Here is a 16,855-nt window from a genome sequence, read left to right as displayed (position 1 = left end):
CTTGTTTTTTACTTTCTAATCCTTGTCAAGGTTTTGAACCTTGACAAGGATAATTTCTGCAGTGAATCTGAGCAGCCCGATTTGAGCGGAAATCCTTTTTTTCTGGCAAAAGCGATGGAAAAAAAAGATTGGGAGCGGAAGGCGGATACAGCTGCCCAAATAATTAATCCAATGCTTGTTTTAAGTCTGCGATAATATCTTCTACATTTTCCAAGCCTACTGAACAACGAACTAAGCCGGCTGTAATTCCCACTTCATTTCTCTCTTCATCTGATAATTTCGAGTGCGTGGTAGAAGCCGGATGCGTCACAATCGTTCTGGTATCACCCAAGTTTGCAGAAAGAGAACACATTTTTATTTTATCTAAAAAATTTCTTCCACCTTCAATTCCGCCTTTGATTTCAAAAGCAACGATATTTCCGCCCAACTTCATTTGTTTTTTTGCCACTTCATAACTCGGATGCGATGGTAGGAATGGATATTTTGTCAATTCCACATTCGGATGGCTTTCTAAAAATTCGGCTACTTTTAAAGCATTTTCGCAGTGTTTTTCTACACGGATTGCTAATGTTTCCAAGCTTTTTGATAAAACCCAAGCGTTGAAAGGCGACATTGCAGGTCCCGTATTTCTTGCGAAAAGATAAATCTCACGAATCAGATCTTCTCTACCCACTGCTACTCCACCCAAAACACGCCCCTGACCATCAATCAGTTTCGTTGCTGAGTGAACAACAACATCAGCACCATATTTAATCGGCTGCTGAAGATAAGGTGTTGCAAAACAATTATCTACAATAAAAATAAGATTATGCTTTTTCGCTATTTTCCCGAAAAATTCTAAATCTAATACCTCAATTGCAGGATTTGTTGGGGTTTCCAGATATAAAATCTTGGTATTTGGCTGAATATATTTTTCTACGTTTTCGGCATCTCCAGCTTTGAAATAAGTGGTTTCAATATTCCATTTTGGGAAATACTTTGTGAACAACGTATGTGTAGATCCGAAAACCGACTGGCAACTTACAATATGATCTCCAGCATTTAACAAAGTTGCAAATGTTGAATAGATTGCCGCCATCCCTGTTGCGAAAGCATATCCTGCTTCTGCACCTTCCATTTTCACAATTTTATCTGTGAATTCTGTGACATTAGGATTTGAAAATCGGCTATATAAATTCTTTGGTTTTTCTTCTGCAAAACTCGCTCTCATATCTTCTGCATCCTGAAAAATAAAACTGGATGTAAGATATAAAGGCGTGGAATGTTCATCAAACTGGGTTCTTTCAGTTTGTGTTCTTATTGCGAAGGTTTCAAAATTTTCGTTTTCCATTATTCTATTATTTTTCCATAGATTTCACCTACGGCTATTGATATTGAACCCTTCGGGTTCGCTGATTATTTAGTTTCACTTACTCTTAAAATATCTCCAAAAACTCCTCTTGCAGTAACCTGAGCTCCAGCTCCGGCTCCCATAATAACAATTGGGTTTTCACCATAACTTTCGGTATAGATTTCAAAGATTGAATCTGAACCTTTTAATTGTCCTAACGCTGAAGTGGCAGGAACAGAGATTAATTTTACATCCAATTCTCCTTTCTCTTTTTGTAAATCTCCATGCAGATCTCCAACATATCTCAATACGTGGCCAGGCTCTTGGTTTTCTTTGATTTTTTGATATTCATCATCCAACTCTTCCAGTCTTGAAAGAAATTCCGGTTTGGAAACAGAAAGCAAACTTTCCGGAACTAAATTTTGAATATTGATATCACTAAACTCATTAATTAAGTCTAGTTCTCTCGCCAAAATCAATAATTTTCTTGCCACATCGTTTCCAGACAGATCTTCTCTTGGATCTGGTTCTGTATATCCTTTTTCCAACGCTTCATTGATGATTGTTGAAAATTGAGCATCTCTTAAAGAAAAGTTATTGAAAACATAACTTAATGTTCCAGAGAATACTCCTTTAATTCTTGTGATATTTTCTCCTGAAAGGTGTAATAATTTTATGGTATCAATCAGCGGTAAACCTGCACCAACATTAGTTTCGTATAAATAACGTCTGTTGTTTTTATTCAACGTATATCTTAGTTTACGATATTCCTCAATCGGAAGGGTATTGAATATTTTATTGGAAGAAACCAAGTCGAATCCGTTTTCAGCTAATACGTGATAGTTATGAACAAAATCTTTGCTTGCTGTGTTGTCGACAACAATTAAATTTTCTAATTGATTTTCTTTAGAGAACTTAATTAATTCTTGAACATCTGACGGACTTTCTGCCGTCAATACCTCATCATTCCAATTGCTATCAAACCCTTTTTTATTAAAAGCAATTTTTCTTGAATTGGCCACTGCAACCACTTTAAGATCGATTTTTTTACGTCTCCTAATTTCTTCTGATGACTGCAAAACTTGTTCTATCAAAGTTTTCCCAACATTCCCATGACCAATAATTGCTAAATGAACCGTTTTTGGTTTTTTAGAGGTTTCAGATTCGATGATATTTTTTGCTTTCTCGTCTTGAGAAGAAGTTACCACAATATTGATGCGCTTTTCACTTCCTACTTGATTTAGGAGCAATGGAAAAACGTTGTTTCTAGCTAATTCTGCCAAGACTTTATTTAAATCTTCTGCAACAAAACCAATTACAGAAACATTATTTATACTGTAAATCTGAGAAACTTTTCCTGATTTTCTTTCTGCTTCAAATTCGTCAATCAGGCAATTAACTGCCTTTTCAGAATCAGCTTCCTGAACTAAAATTGATAATCCGTTTTCAATGGCCTGTTGAGAAATTACTCCAACACTAATTCTCGCTAAAGTAAGCGCTTTAAAAATTCTTCCGTCAATCCCGATTTCACCTAAGAAATCCTCCCCTTCAAACTTGATGATTGATCTGTTTTTTAAAAATTTTATTTCGTTTGCATTATTTTTCATTCTACAAAATATTTTTAATGATATTATTTAATTGTTCGTATTCCATTAAGAAGGCATCATGCCCATGAATTGATTTGATCTCGTGATAGAAAACATTTTCCTTTTTTTCTTTTAGCTTTTCAAAGCACGTTCGGATCTCGGAAGCAGGAAAAAATAAATCTGTATCTACCGAGATCATGTGCATTCGCGCCTCGATTCTTTCTAATTTATCTTCCTCTGTATTAATGTTCATTAATAAATGATTCATCAGTTTATATGCTTCTAAACTAAATCTATCGTTTAATGAATTTCCGTGATAAACAAGCCAATCTTCCGATTCCAGGGTTTGTTTTTCCTTATTGTATTTGTTTTGAAATCTATCGTTTAAAGATTCTGGTGTTCTGTAACACAACATCGCGTGAATTCTGGCTTTCTGTAATGGCTTATCATTTCCATTTAACAAAAACTTCTGAACCAGGCATTGTGCATGAAGCCAATCATGAGTTCTGTAATCGCAGGCAATAGGAATAAAAATTTCGGCAAGCTGTGGTTGTTGAACCAACATTTCCCAGCCGATTCCTCCTCCCAAAGAACCTCCAATAATGGCATACAAGTTTTTTATAGTAAGTGTTTCAAGACCTTTTAAAAAGATATTGGCAATATCTGAAGGCGTGAAATCTTCATATTCATCAATTAAAAAATGATCATAGCCGTTTCCGGGAATGTTGAAACAAAGAACTGTATATTGATTCGTATCGATGACCTGATTTTTACCTATTAATTTTTTCCACCATCCTTTCTCCCCAGAAACATCTGAATTTCCGGTTAAGGCATGATTAATTAAAATGATAGGTGCTGTAAACAGGTCTTTCCCGAAAAGCTGGTAGCTCAACGAGATATTATATTCCTTATTGGAATTGGTTTGATACGAAAGATTAATATAGTTTAGTTCTGTTTTCAATTCTATTATACTTTTTGATAATACAATTTGAAAATGCCATAAGGAATGGCTGAAAGAACTTCAGTGAGTTATCTGTCCAAAATAATCTTTGGTAGAACGTAGCACCTTCTTCGCTTGCACGAAGGGTTGCTAAGGTTTCATAGGGTCTAATCCCTCAACCTTTCTTGATAACATTTTCAATATGTGAATGATCGAATACTGCAAATATAGAACTTTTCTTTTAAATATTTATATAAATTTAATTTAATCTCGGGAAGCCCTTAAGCAAAAGAGTTTCAAGGATATGTTACATATTATTCAGATTCAAAAGGTTGGAATTATTTTTCAAAAAACTTACCTTCGTAAGGAAAAGTGATGAAATATGAGCGTCGAAAAACAAAGATTACAAGATAAAAACTGGAAAAATTGGGGACCTTATGTCAGCAACAGACAATGGGGAAACGTTCGCGAAGATTACAGTCCGGACGGTAATGCCTGGGGATCCACAAGCCACGATAAAGCTGAAAGCTACGCATACAGATGGGCTGAAGAAGGAATTGCCGGCATCTCAGACCCAAAGCAACTTTTATGTTTCGCTCTTTCTTTCTGGAATAAAAAAGATAAGATCGTCAAAGAACGATTTTTCGGATTGAGCAATCACCAAGGAAACCACGGAGAAGATATTAAAGAACTCTTTTATTATTTAGATAATACACCTACGCACAGTTACATGAAAATGGTGTACAAATATCCTATCAACGAATTTCCCTACGATACCCTTGTTACAGAAAATGGAAACCGCAGTAAGAAAGAACCGGAATACGAACTCTTTGATACCGGAATTTTTAACAATAATGAGTATTTTGATATTTTTATTGAATATTGTAAAGCAGACCATGATGATATTCTCGTAAGAATTACCGTCTGTAACAGAAGCCATCAAGATGCTCCCATTGTTGTTATCCCAACAGCATGGTTTAGAAACAACTGGAAATGGGGTTACAATAATTACAAAGGACAACTCAACGCTTCTAACGAAGGCTGTATTGATATTCATCATGATAGTATTTCCATTAAAAAATTCTATTCAAGAAACAACAATTCGAAGAGTGTGTTTTGTGAAAATGAAACCAATGCACCTAAGCTATATGGATCTCTATATTCCGGAAACACCTATTTTAAGGATGGGATTAATGATCATATCATTTATGGAAGTAATACTGTAAACCCAGAAAAAACAGGAAGTAAAGCTTCTTTTATCATTGATGAAATTGTTGGAGCCGGACAATCTAAAACATTTGATTTCAGATTATCTCCGCATGAAACAGATGAGCCATTCAATCAGTTTGATGAAATTTTTAATGCAAGAATTTCAGAAGCAGATGAATATTATAACGCAATTCAACAAGATGTAAATACAGAAGATGAAAAAAATGTACAAAGACAAGCCTTTGCCGGACTGCTTTGGAACAAACAATTTTATCATTATAACGTAGGAAAATGGCTAAAAGGAGATCCTAATTTTGAGGCTCCAAGAGATTTCAACAATTATGTAAGAAATACAGAATGGAATCATATGCACAACAAAGATGTTATTTCCATGCCTGATAAATGGGAGTATCCTTGGTATGCAACGTGGGACCTTGCTTTTCACTGTGTTCCTTTCGCCATCATTGATGCTGAATTTGCAAAAAACCAACTTTTACTATTAACCAAAGAATGGTACATGCATCCGAACGGACAGCTTCCTGCTTATGAGTGGAATTTGAGTGATGTAAATCCGCCAGTTCATGCATGGTCTTGTTTCAGGGTTTTTAAGATTGATGAAAAAACAAACGGAAAACCAGATCTTTTATTTCTTGAAAAAGTTTTTCAAAAGCTATTGCTAAATTTCACATGGTGGGTTAACCGAAAAGATAAAAGCGGTAATAATATTTTCGGCGGTGGTTTCTTAGGCCTCGATAATATCGGTGCTTTTGACCGAAATATGGAATTAAAAGACGGACAACATCTGGAACAAGCCGATGGAACAAGCTGGATGGCAATGTACGCTCTGAATATGATGAGAATGGCAATGGAGCTCGCTCAATATTATCAAGTGTATGAAGATATGGCCATCAAATTCTTTGAACATTATCTTTATATCGCCGAAGCTATGGAAAACATGGGAGACGGTAAAGAAGGTTTATGGAATGAAGAAGACGGTTTTTTCTATGATGTTTTACAATTAGGAAATGGTGAAAGTGTTTCTTTACGTTTGAGAAGTATTGTTGGTTTAATTCCTTTATTTGCAGTAGAAGTTATTGACCATCATTTATTGGATAAAATGCCCAATTTCACAAAAAGGATGGAATGGATTTTAAAAAACAAACCTGAATTAACAAAGCTTGTTTCCCACTGGGAAGAAGAAGGGCAAGGAAGAAAGCATCTGATGAGTATTCTGCGTAAAAACAGATTGTCTAAAGTACTAACAAGAATGCTTGATGAAAAAGAATTTTTAAGTTCTTACGGAATCAGAGCGATGTCTAAAGTATATGAAGAAAATCCGTTTGTATTCTCTGTTCATGGCAGAGAAAACAGAGTCTATTATACTCCTGCAGAAAGTGACAGCAGAATGTTTGGAGGAAATAGTAATTGGAGAGGTCCGATTTGGTTTCCTATTAACTTCCTGATAGTTGAAAGTTTACAGCGTTTTCATTTTTATTATGGAAACAGTTTAAAAGTTGAATTACCAACCGGAAGCGGAGATAAGAGAAATCTTGATGAAGTAGCACATAACATCAGCAACAGACTTTGCTCTATATTCTTAAAAAATGAAAATGGAGAAAGGGCTTTTAATGGTGGAAATACGACCTTCAATTATGATGAAAACTTCAAAGATTACATTACATTTTTTGAATACTTCCACGGAGATAATGGCCGAGGAGTCGGCGCTTCTCACCAAACAGGATGGACAGCCACTGTCGCCAAATTAATGAAATCAAGAATATGATATAATGATAAGCCTCTTTTTTAAGGGGCTTTTTTCTTACTCTTTATTATCTTAATCATATTACAACTCCATCTGAGACAAAAAAATAAAATAAGCATACCATAAAAACAACTTTAATAATAATTCAATATTATTAATCATATAACATTGAGTTATTCACAACTTATCACTACATTAGCGCAACAAACCAACAAAAACTCTTTATGAAAACAAAACTACTACCTATTACTGGCTTGGTATTATCCAGTATGTTTATTAATCAAATTAAGGCTCAGGAATATCAACCCATAAACATTCAAAGCGGATTCAATGCTGATGTTATCGCAAACGGAATAGGAGCAGCTACCTCATCTACCAACAGTGATGTGGATGGTGTAAATTATGCTTTTATATCCAGAGATTTTCAATCAACATCTTCAAGCACTCCACTTACCTATGGCCTTCCTGTCAATGGAATTATTAACTCAGCGGTAGCATCAACATCAGGTCTTACTTATCAGATGGCTTCATATAGTGGAAACAATTCATTAAGACTACAAAATGCAGGAAGCAGCGGAACCCTTGCTTTTTCAACTCCTATTCCGGCAAACAGTTTATACATGCTGATAACTGGAGGAAGTGGGTCGTGTATTGTAGACGCTACGGTAAACTTTTCAGACGGTAGTTCACAAGCTTTCGCAGGATTATCTGTTTCTGATTGGTACGGAGGCAGTAATTATGCTATTCAAGGAATTGGAAGAGTTAACTTGAATAATGACGGTTTAGAATCTGGAGGCGGTACCAATCCTAGGATATATCAAGTTTCTATGGCAATTAGCACAGCTAATCAATCAAAAAATATTCAGAGTGTAACAGTTACAAAAGTATCAGGAGGTGTTCCCAATATTTTCGCATTCTCTGCGGATGCTTACAACTCTTGTGGTGCTGCTACCAATATTACCCCAACACCAGGAATGACATCTGCCATATTAAACTGGACTGCACCTAGCAATCCTCCTGCGGCGGGCTATCAATATTATTACACTACATCTACAACCCCACCTACATCTACAACAACTCCTTCGGGAAGTGTACCAGCAGGTACCACAACAGTAAATTTAACCAACCTTACATTAGGACAAACCTATTATTTCTGGGTAAGAACAAACTGTGGATCTAGCCAAGGTTTCTGGAAAATGAAACAATTTACAACAGGACAAGTTCCTACTACCTATACGAGTGGAGATATCAATACAATGTATAATAATACAGTTTCTACCACTTCCACTACCAATTGTCCTGCAACTCTTACCGTAAGCGTTCCGGTAGGTTATAAGATAAAATCAACTGATGTTTCTTACACAATGACAACTGCTAACGATGGGTGGATTGCCGAACAAAAAAGTTTGTTGGTTTGCACAAATAATAATACAGCAGAAGCATCAGTTACTTCCGGTGGAGGAAACAATGGAGGAACATCTTCTTATAATAGAACCGGGCTAACGTTAGCGAATGATCTTACAGGAAATGTGAATTTTGAGCTTAGAGCATGGAGAACCTATGGTGGAGCTGCCTGTAGTGCAGACTATAATAAAGTAGATAATAATTCATGGACTGTAACCGTAACTTTGGAACCATTGAACTTAGCAACAAACGAGGTAAAGGCCGAAAAGCAATTAGTTGTTTATCCTAATCCTTTCAATGATGTCTTAAACATTGAAAAATCAGATAATATAAAACGTGCTGTAGTTACTGACCTTTCTGGAATTACCGTAAGAACTTTTGAAAACCCTTCTTCAGCATTACCACTGGAAAGTCTGAAAACAGGAGTTTATATTTTAACCTTAACATCGAAAGACGGCACCGTAAAAAGCACAAAAATTATAAAAAAATAATACAACAGCTAATAATTAATCAACAAAAAAACCGGACGCAGTGTCCGGTTTTTTTTATTGATGAGGTAAAAGGAAAATTAAATTTTCTCTCCGTTTACGTAAACTTCATATCCTATTTCTACATTTGGTTCTAAGGTTTTAGAAACCGAACAGTATTTTTCGAAAGATAATTCTGCAGCTTTTTGCGCTTTTTTAGGATCAATATTTCCTTCCAGCAAAAACTTAACTTTAATCGCTTTGAAAGGTTTTGCATCATCAACCTGAACTCTCTCCCCTTCTACTTCTGCCTGAAAACCTGTAATTTCCTGTCTTTGTTTTTTCAAAATAGAAACTACATCTATTCCGCTACATCCTGCAACCGCCATCAAAACACTTTCCATAGGAGAAACTCCTTTTGCTCCGGGTTGTGTGGTATTATCCAAAAGAATAGAATTCCCTTGAGAATTGGTACATTCAAATAAAAAATCGTCGTTTATTCTGTGAAGTGTAATCTTCATTTGTTGAATTTATTTAAGATACTCCAACTTTCCTCAGCATGACCATTCTAATACAATCTGTTAAAAAGCACAGTGTTAACCAGTGTCATTCTGAGCGGAGTTGAAGCGTTTATTAATTATTTAATCTTTACAAAATTATAAAATTCCTCTCGCTTTTATCTCTAAATATTTATTGATAACATCAATATTTAAATTTTCAGGAAGCGTATATACCGTATAAATCCCATATTTACGAAGTTCCTGAATAATTAATTTCTTTTCAAACTCAAATTTCTCAGCAATAATTTCATCATAGATCTCTTGCATATTTTCCGGATTTTTGTTAATCAATGTGTGAAGTTCTGCATTTTTGAAAAACACCACAACCAGCAAATGATTTTTTGCTATTCCGCGGAGATATTTCAATTGGCGGTTGAGTCCGTCCAGTGTTTCAAAATTAGTAAACAATAAAATTAAACTTCGTTGATTGATGGAATATTTTACATCCTGATACAATCTGTTAAAATCACTTTCAAAAAAGTTGGTATTGATATTATAAAGCGCTTCTGATATCTTTTTAAGCTGCCCCGATTTATTCTCAGCCGCAATTTTATTTTCGGTTTTCTTTGAAAATGTCATCATTCCTGCACGATCTCCTTTCTTTAAAATTATATGAGACAAAGCCATCGTTGCATTGATTGAATAATCCAAAAGATTTAATCCATTGAAAGGCATCTTCATCGTTCTTCCCGTATCAATCAACATAAAAATACGCTGGGATTTTTCATCCTGATATTGATTAACCATTAAACGATTTGTTTTAGAAGTCGCTTTCCAGTTGATCGTTCTGATATCATCACCGGGAACATATTCTTTGATCTGCTCAAATTCCATAGTATGTCCCAGCTTTCTTATTTTTTTAATTCCGCCCATCAAGAATTCACTTTGAAGGGCCATTAATTCATACTTTCTAAGATGTACAAATGATGGATATGAAGCTAAATTAGCATCTTTTTGAAACCTAAATCTCTTTGAAATAAATCCTATCGGGGACGATGCATAAATATTTAAACTTCCAAAATTGTATTCACCTCTTTCCTTTGGTTCTAATGTGTATTGAAAATAAGTATTTCTTTCTGATGCTATCTCTTTTTTAATTACAAAATCTCTCTTCTGAAACTGAAATGGAATTTCGTCAATAATTTTAGTCGTGATTTTAAAACCATAATTATTTTTAACATCAATTTTTACAGGATTTTCATCACCATTAGATAATTTTTCCGGTAAAATCCTTTGTGCCAGTACTCCATCTTTTTGATTGAAAAGCAATAGAGCATCCACCATTGCCGCAAGAAAGCAAATCAATAAAACAGCATGAGCCACCATCATTACAACAGGGAAGAAAAACGCCAAGACATAAAGAATCCCCACTCCGATGAGCGCGATGAAAAAGCGAGTGTTTATGTAGAGGTTTTTCATTGGCTATAAGCTTTAAGCAATAGGCAGTAAGCTTTTTCTTTATGGATAGTTAGTTATTTGGTCCTTATTTATCTAGGAATCTCTATTCCTTCTAATATTTGTCGGATGATTTCATCGGCAGTTAAACCTTCCATTTCCCTTTCAGGAGAAACGATTACTCTGTGACGCAAAACTGCATAACTTGCTTCTTTGATGTCTTCCGGTGTTACAAAATCTCGTCCTCTTAACGCTGCAAAAGATTTTGAAGCTGTTAATAAAGCTAAGCTCGCTCTTGGTGAAGCGCCCAAATATAAGAATTGATTTTCTCTTGTATTAATAATGATCTTAGCAATATATTCTATCAAATGAGTCTCAACGATAATCTCTTTAACCAATTGTTGATAACTTTTCAATTGTTCTGCGGTAACCACACGGTTGACAGCTTCAGTTTTATCTTCTCTTTTGCTTTCGTGCTGATTTTTAATGATCGTGATTTCCTGCTCAAGATTAGGATAACCCACATTTATTTTAAATAGAAAACGGTCTAATTGTGCTTCCGGAAGCCTGTATGTTCCTTCATGCTCAATTGGGTTTTGTGTGGCAACTACCAAAAATGGTTCCTCCATTACATAACGAATACCATCCATCGTAATTTGTCTTTCTTCCATCACTTCAAACATCGCAGCCTGAGTTTTCGCAGGCGATCTGTTGATCTCATCGATCAAAATAAAGTTGGAGAAAATCGGACCTTTTTTAAATTCAAATTCAGAGTTTTTGACATTGAAAATGGATGTTCCCAAAATATCAGAAGGCATCAAATCCGGGGTAAACTGAATTCTACTAAAGCCTACATCAATGGTTTTTGCCAATAATTTTGCTGTAATCGTTTTCGCAACTCCGGGAACCCCTTCGATTAGAACGTGGCCATTGGATAAAAGGGCAGCCAAAAGATGTTCTACCATACTTTCCTGACCTACAATTACTTTTCCAATTTCAGATTTTACTTTATCTAAGCTTGCACGAAGTTCAATCATGTCAATTCGAGATTGAAAATCGGTTTCTTTTTTCTCGAGATTTATCGAACTTTGATTTTCTATGTTTGGGTTTTCAAGGTTTTCCATATTAATATATTTTTCAATATAACAATGTATCAATGTAACAGTTTACCAATAATTATATCGTTACATTTTAATTATTTTGTTTAATTTTTATCGATTGGATCTCATCCAACCTCTTCTTAAGTTGTCCCTTTGGGACATTCTTCTTTTATTTTAAAATTTCGTCCAGCAATTTATTCATTCTTGCCAGGTCTTCTTTGATCACATGAGCGTAAGGATCTTGTGCTTTTTTGATCAGATTAATGGCCTCATTAATCATTTCGATTGTTTTTCCGGTTTTCAATTGAAGCTTTTTCGCAAATTCTTCATCCAGATTTTGGGTATCAATAAGAAGGTCTAATCTTACTTTATTCAGGAAATATTGCGCTTTTTTCGCCATCATATCATGAAAATCGCCTTCCTGAAGATAGAGATTCCCTATGCTTTTTACAAAATCTACCGAAGTATTTTTCAATGGTTCAATCACAGGAACGATACGCTGCTTTCTTTTTGCATTAAAGAAAACAAATAATACCAACCCTCCCAAAAGCACCCACCAAGCATATTTCAAGGCAGGATTTGACAAAATAAATCTCATAAAGAAACGAGAAACCTGTGCATTGCTTTCTACGAACCAAAGTGTTTCTTTGTCATCAAGATACGAAAAAACATCTTGTGTATATTTTATGTTTCCGGGTTTCAGCAGGTAATAATTCGTCAGAAAAAGGGGTTCACAATGAACATAAATATTTCCTTTCCCAAATTTAACTTTAATAAAATTGGCTTGATTTGAATTGTTCTTTTCAACTGTTTTTCCAAGAACTTCAACCTGAGGTTTAATAAAAGAAAAGCCTCTTCCTGAAGGAAATTTATCTAATTTAATAAAATCATTCTGATATTTTTTATCCGTCAGTTTTAAAACATTCTCCTCCTCAAAAGAGAGGTCCGAATCATAATATCCGATACTGTCTGAAATCTCTTTTGGAATTTTACTCACAATCAACATCGCATCTGAACCTTTAGAAACCTCATCCAAGATTTTATTCCAAGATTCTTTATCAACCTCAGTTTCTACAACCAGAATATTATGTGATTCTTTTTGATGAGTATTGTAGTAATCGTAAGGAGTCTGATCTATTTTTTTTAATTTATTTTTAAAAAGATCTTTTGCTTCATGATCAAAAACAAATAATCCGAAAGGTGATTTTTCATTCGTATCAAAATTCTTACGCCAGTTGGTAACCTCTTTTTTATTCACTTCAAGCAACGCCAAAATAACCATCACTACGATGAAAATTACAGCATATATTTTGAAAGTTTTATTCATTGTAAAAAGAGTTTAATTAAGGTTTAAATGCCTGATATTGAGTTTTGAATTTCTGATAATTTTGCTCATCAATACTAAATTCTCCGTACCAGACGTATTCGAAGATATAAGATAAATTAGAAAAATCATTTTTCAGATGAGGAGCTTTCAATTCTGCAACATAATCTTTATTGGTCTTTTCAGGATTCCAGTTGATGGATTTTTTATCACTTAATTTTTTAAGTACAAATAAGAACTGATAACGAACTGCCGAACGATAATCTCCTTCCCTCTCAAAAGTTGCAATACTTTCCGGAAAGTTAATCTCATGAATATTTTCATGAAGTTCTTCATCTTTAATTATTACTTTCTTATTCTTTTTTCCGAAGATAAAATTCCCGTCTTTTCCAATTAAATATTTAATAATAAAATAGAGAAGAAAACCAACCAGAACAATTCCAAATATTCGAATTAAGATTCCTGCGATATTACCTGATTTTGAGAAAACAGTATCGCCAAAAATACTTTGTAATATCTGACCCACTTTTCTTAAAAGCTTTTGCCAGAAAGATTCTTTTGGTTTAACCGTTGTATAATCAAACTCATTTCCTTTATATCTCGACTGAATATTTTCCTTGAACTTTTTTGGATACACCGTGTTGTCAGAAACCGGATTGTTAAGCAAAACAGAATCTGCACGATACATATTTTTGTAATGTCCCGTGTTCAATGAATCTTCTACATACTCTTCAACAACCGTTGGTTGCGGATCGTTTTGAGCATAATAAAATTCAAAGGAGAAAAATATCAGTAAGAAAAAAAAGATTTTATTCATTACTTCCGATGGTATCTATTTCTGCTAATTCTACTTTTTGATGAAGGTCTGTTCTGCTGTCATAATACATTAATCCAGAATTCACATACAGCATATTTGAAAGGAAAAACGACACAAGTATCGAGATTCCGTACATTACAAAGAAAAATATTCCCGCAGTTCCAGTAAACGGATTTTGTTCAAAATTAGCATCCGGGGCTGACGTTAAAAGTGATCCGAAAAAAAACAGCATCGGAATAAGCGTGAAAATTGAAGTGACAACATATAAAATAATTGATACGATGATCGTTGAGCCCCAATATTTCCAATAAGGCGATTTTTCTCGTCCGTTTGGATAAGAAAACTGAGATCGGATGGAATAGCTTAAACTTTCGAAAAAACCTCGATCAGAATTAAAAAAATCATACATCAAAAATGTTACAACATTAAATAACGTAGGAAAAACCAACAAGATCAAAAAGATTCCTATAACAATTAAAACCAATACATAAGAAAACCCTATTATAATGAATGACAGCGGTGTAACGATAAACATCATGCCTAAACAAAGCTTAACAATTTTGCCTGCATTATTTTTAAAATCACTTAGAATATCATCTGTTTTGATCTTGTCCTGTCCTTCCGCCAATCTTTTTAGATAAAAAACCGGAAACAGATAATTAACGATCATTAAAATTAAAAAAAGAAGAAAGGTGACAATCCCGACCACAATAAGCATTCCCGTATTATTGTCGAAATACTGCTGCAAATAATAACTTTCACCGTTAAGATTAGAACCAAACAATTGTGAGAATAACTCTCTGTATCCTAAAACAAATACTGTTACCATCAAGATCATCAGCAAACCATTCAGTAAAATATAATTTTTGAAATAATTTTTACCGTATAGCTTGAAAAAAGTAAAACTGTCACTTATAAAAGTTCCGAAATCTCTTTTTTTATAAAACTGCATCATTGATTGGGTTGTTAGTTTTTTTATTGACAATAGCCGGATAAATAATATAATAGAATCCTATAATCGCTAATGTTCCGAATATAATAATTAAATTCAAAATCAACGGCATCTTTAAAGCATGTCTTGTGACATATCCTTCAATAATTCCCGCACATATCGTAAACGGAATGGTACTTAAAAATATTTTAAATGAATCTTTAAAGCCATTTTTAAAAGAATTAAATCTTGAAAAAGTCTTTGGGAATAAAATAGAAGCTCCCAAGATCAATCCGCACATCGCCTCAATAATCATGGCGAAAATCTCAAAAACTCCGTGAAGCCAAATCCCTCTTGCACTGTCTTTCAACGCTCCATAATCGTAGAAAAAATACTGGAAAGAACCCAACATCACACTGTTTGAAAGCAAAGCATATAAAGTTCCTACTCCACCTGCAATTCCATAAATATATAATTTTGCTCCAACTCCGATGTTATTAAAAATAATCCCGATGGTACTTCCCCAAGTTGAACCACTTTGGTACACACCAACAGCATTTCCTTTTTTAATATTCTCTATCGTTTCATTCACATAGTTTTCACCAAGAATAATATTCGTAAATTCTTTATCGTAAATCGCAGAAAGAACTCCGATTAAAGTAAACAAAGTGAAAAACAAGAATGCATACGTTAAATATCTCCTATATTGATAAACCAACAAAGGCACTTCAGTTTTAAAAAAATACAGAATTCTGTTTTGTTCTACTCTTTTGGTCTTATAAATCTTTTGAAATATCTGAGAAGACAGGTGGTTTAAATAAACCGTAGTATTACTTTTGGGGTAATAGGTCTGCGCAAAAGAAAGGTCATTGATAAGGTTGATATACAGCGAAGACAGGTCATCAGGATTTTTTTTTACTTTCCCTTGAATAACCTGTTCAATTCCCAACCATTTTTCTTTATTTTGCTTAATGAAATAAACCTCTCTCATAATTGTAAGGCTAAAATAATAAAAAATATGTCTCAAATTGCGATTAATACTTCACAAAATGTAAATATTAATTTCAACATCGCAAGTGTTGGAGAAAGGATGCTTGCATTCATCATTGATCTTTTAATAAAGGTCCTTTACGCAGTGGTTGCTTTCTATGTATTTTTTAATTTTTTTGATCTGGGATATTTATTAAACGGACTTGATCAATGGTCTCAAATGGCTATTTATATTGCAATTACATTTCCTATATACATTTATCCCGTAGTTTTGGAAAGCCTTATGGAAGGTCAAACTCCCGGAAAAAAATTAATGAAAATTCGTGTGGTGAAAATTGATGGGTATCAGGCAAGTTTTGGAGATTATTTGATTCGTTGGGTTTTCAGATTAATTGACACTTCTTTTGCGGGAGTCGTTGGTTTAATTTCTATGATCGTTTCTAAAAACAACCAACGTTTGGGAGATATTGCTTCGGGAACTGCAGTAATCTCACTAAAGAATACCATTAATATTTCTCATACTATTTTAGAAAATATTCAAGAAGATTACATCCCGTCTTTCCCTCAAGTTATTGCTCTGAGTGATAATGATATGAGAATCATTAAAGACAATTACACCAAGGCATTACGAGTGGATGACAGACAAATCATCAATAAACTTTCTGATAAAATAAAAGGGATTTTAAAGCTTGAAGTGGATGCAACAAAAATGACGGAAAGGCAGTTTATTAATGTCGTTATTAAAGATTATAATTATTATACGGGAAAGGATAATTAAAACCCATCTTTAAGTTTTGGCTAAAGCCAATTTGAATACATAAAACATTAAATGGGCTTTAGCCCAATGTCATTAAGTTAAGGCTTTAATATATTGATTTTCAGTTAATTTAGTTTGTTTTACTGATTGTTTTTTTGTATATTTAACAGTGAGTCAAGCAGTTAAACCGAGGAGAAAAAGTGTGAATGATATTATTTCTTCTCTCCAATTTGAAATTTCTCATAGCTTTACAAAGAAAAATTTTGTAGTTGATGTGAAGGAT

13 protein-coding genes and 1 riboswitch are annotated in these 16,855 nt (G+C 34.0%); of the genes, 3 read left to right on the top strand and 10 right to left on the bottom strand.

Annotation, left to right across the window (positions count from 1 at the left end; genetic code table 11):
- Nucleotides 1-163: 163 nt before the first annotated feature.
- The 3 genes from BUB80_RS17880 to BUB80_RS24080 all read right to left on the bottom strand — a co-directional run bounded on the left by BUB80_RS17880 (nt 164) and on the right by BUB80_RS24080 (nt 3,877).
- Nucleotides 164-1,330 carry an O-succinylhomoserine sulfhydrylase gene (locus BUB80_RS17880; RefSeq protein ID WP_073295800.1) on the bottom strand — a complete coding sequence of 389 codons (1,167 nt, stop codon included), beginning with the start codon at nt 1,328-1,330 and terminating at the stop codon, nt 164-166.
- 65 nt (nt 1,331-1,395) lie between these two features.
- A complete protein-coding gene (locus BUB80_RS24085) occupies nt 1,396-2,937 on the bottom strand; it encodes an ACT domain-containing protein (protein ID WP_073295797.1) in 1,542 nt (513 codons plus the stop codon).
- A 1-nt stretch (nt 2,938) separates the two neighbouring features.
- Nucleotides 2,939-3,877: an alpha/beta fold hydrolase gene (locus BUB80_RS24080; protein WP_073295795.1), complete on the bottom strand. Its 939-nt coding sequence runs from the start codon at nt 3,875-3,877 to the stop codon at nt 2,939-2,941.
- 65 nt (nt 3,878-3,942) lie between these two features.
- Nucleotides 3,943-4,051: riboswitch (SAM riboswitch) on the bottom strand.
- Nucleotides 4,052-4,238: 187 nt separating this feature from the next.
- Between BUB80_RS24080 and BUB80_RS17865 the strand changes: the two genes are divergently transcribed.
- Together BUB80_RS17865 and BUB80_RS17860 are read left to right on the top strand one after the other, a co-directional pair.
- Complete coding sequence (locus BUB80_RS17865; protein WP_073295792.1) at nt 4,239-6,848, top strand: MGH1-like glycoside hydrolase domain-containing protein; 2,610 nt, start codon at nt 4,239-4,241, stop codon at nt 6,846-6,848.
- Between the two features lie 203 nt (nt 6,849-7,051).
- Nucleotides 7,052-8,722 carry a T9SS type A sorting domain-containing protein gene (locus BUB80_RS17860; RefSeq protein ID WP_073295789.1) on the top strand — a complete coding sequence of 557 codons (1,671 nt, stop codon included), beginning with the start codon at nt 7,052-7,054 and terminating at the stop codon, nt 8,720-8,722.
- Nucleotides 8,723-8,799: 77 nt separating this feature from the next.
- Here BUB80_RS17860 and BUB80_RS17855 read toward each other — a convergent pair whose 3' ends face one another.
- The 7 genes from BUB80_RS17855 to BUB80_RS17825 form a co-directional block, all read right to left on the bottom strand.
- Nucleotides 8,800-9,219, bottom strand: a complete 420-nt coding sequence (locus tag BUB80_RS17855; protein ID WP_073295786.1) for an OsmC family protein — start codon at nt 9,217-9,219, stop codon at nt 8,800-8,802.
- Nucleotides 9,220-9,354: 135 nt separating this feature from the next.
- Nucleotides 9,355-10,677, bottom strand: a complete 1,323-nt coding sequence (locus tag BUB80_RS17850; protein WP_073295783.1) for a DUF58 domain-containing protein — start codon at nt 10,675-10,677, stop codon at nt 9,355-9,357.
- Nucleotides 10,678-10,745: 68 nt separating this feature from the next.
- A complete protein-coding gene (locus BUB80_RS17845) occupies nt 10,746-11,777 on the bottom strand; it encodes an AAA family ATPase (protein ID WP_073295780.1) in 1,032 nt (343 codons plus the stop codon).
- A 145-nt stretch (nt 11,778-11,922) separates the two neighbouring features.
- Nucleotides 11,923-13,080, bottom strand: a complete 1,158-nt coding sequence (locus tag BUB80_RS17840; protein ID WP_073295777.1) for a DUF4350 domain-containing protein — start codon at nt 13,078-13,080, stop codon at nt 11,923-11,925.
- Nucleotides 13,081-13,096: 16 nt separating this feature from the next.
- The gene (locus tag BUB80_RS17835; RefSeq protein ID WP_073295775.1) at nt 13,097-13,894 is read right to left on the bottom strand and encodes a DUF4129 domain-containing protein; all 798 of its coding nucleotides are present in this window, start codon (nt 13,892-13,894) and stop codon (nt 13,097-13,099) included.
- Nucleotides 13,887-14,849 carry a DUF4013 domain-containing protein gene (locus tag BUB80_RS17830; protein ID WP_073295772.1) on the bottom strand — a complete coding sequence of 321 codons (963 nt, stop codon included), beginning with the start codon at nt 14,847-14,849 and terminating at the stop codon, nt 13,887-13,889. The genes BUB80_RS17835 and BUB80_RS17830 overlap by 8 nt, the downstream gene beginning before the upstream one ends.
- Nucleotides 14,833-15,816, bottom strand: a complete 984-nt coding sequence (locus tag BUB80_RS17825) for a stage II sporulation protein M (protein WP_073295769.1) — start codon at nt 15,814-15,816, stop codon at nt 14,833-14,835. Before BUB80_RS17825 ends, BUB80_RS17830 begins: the two co-directional genes overlap by 17 nt.
- A 27-nt stretch (nt 15,817-15,843) precedes the next feature.
- On the opposite strand from BUB80_RS17825, the gene BUB80_RS17820 reads away from it, so the two are divergent.
- Nucleotides 15,844-16,593, top strand: a complete 750-nt coding sequence (locus tag BUB80_RS17820) for an RDD family protein (RefSeq protein ID WP_073295766.1) — start codon at nt 15,844-15,846, stop codon at nt 16,591-16,593.
- The last annotated feature ends 262 nt before the right edge of the window (nt 16,594-16,855 follow it).

The organism is Chryseobacterium polytrichastri, from assembly GCF_900142445.1.
Taxonomy (GTDB): domain Bacteria; phylum Bacteroidota; class Bacteroidia; order Flavobacteriales; family Weeksellaceae; genus Chryseobacterium; species Chryseobacterium polytrichastri.
The sequence above is the reverse complement of the archived record's forward strand: the minus strand, read 5'-3'. Positions and strand labels throughout refer to the sequence as shown.

What these genes read in the sequence shown, in the direction of transcription:
- BUB80_RS17850 (WP_073295783.1), bottom strand. Translation starts at nt 10,677, where the DNA reads ATGAAAAACCTCTACATAAACACTCGCTTTTTCATCGCGCTCATCGGA.
- BUB80_RS17840 (WP_073295777.1), bottom strand. Translation starts at nt 13,080, where the DNA reads ATGAATAAAACTTTCAAAATATATGCTGTAATTTTCATCGTAGTGATG.
- BUB80_RS17835 (WP_073295775.1), bottom strand. Translation starts at nt 13,894, where the DNA reads ATGAATAAAATCTTTTTTTTCTTACTGATATTTTTCTCCTTTGAATTT.
- BUB80_RS17860 (WP_073295789.1), top strand. Translation starts at nt 7,052, where the DNA reads ATGAAAACAAAACTACTACCTATTACTGGCTTGGTATTATCCAGTATG.
- BUB80_RS17845 (WP_073295780.1), bottom strand. Translation starts at nt 11,777, where the DNA reads ATGGAAAACCTTGAAAACCCAAACATAGAAAATCAAAGTTCGATAAAT.
- BUB80_RS17880 (WP_073295800.1), bottom strand. Translation starts at nt 1,330, where the DNA reads ATGGAAAACGAAAATTTTGAAACCTTCGCAATAAGAACACAAACTGAA.
- BUB80_RS17820 (WP_073295766.1), top strand. Translation starts at nt 15,844, where the DNA reads ATGTCTCAAATTGCGATTAATACTTCACAAAATGTAAATATTAATTTC.
- BUB80_RS17825 (WP_073295769.1), bottom strand. Translation starts at nt 15,816, where the DNA reads ATGAGAGAGGTTTATTTCATTAAGCAAAATAAAGAAAAATGGTTGGGA.
- BUB80_RS17865 (WP_073295792.1), top strand. Translation starts at nt 4,239, where the DNA reads ATGAGCGTCGAAAAACAAAGATTACAAGATAAAAACTGGAAAAATTGG.
- BUB80_RS17830 (WP_073295772.1), bottom strand. Translation starts at nt 14,849, where the DNA reads ATGATGCAGTTTTATAAAAAAAGAGATTTCGGAACTTTTATAAGTGAC.
- BUB80_RS24085 (WP_073295797.1), bottom strand. Translation starts at nt 2,937, where the DNA reads ATGAAAAATAATGCAAACGAAATAAAATTTTTAAAAAACAGATCAATC.
- BUB80_RS17855 (WP_073295786.1), bottom strand. Translation starts at nt 9,219, where the DNA reads ATGAAGATTACACTTCACAGAATAAACGACGATTTTTTATTTGAATGT.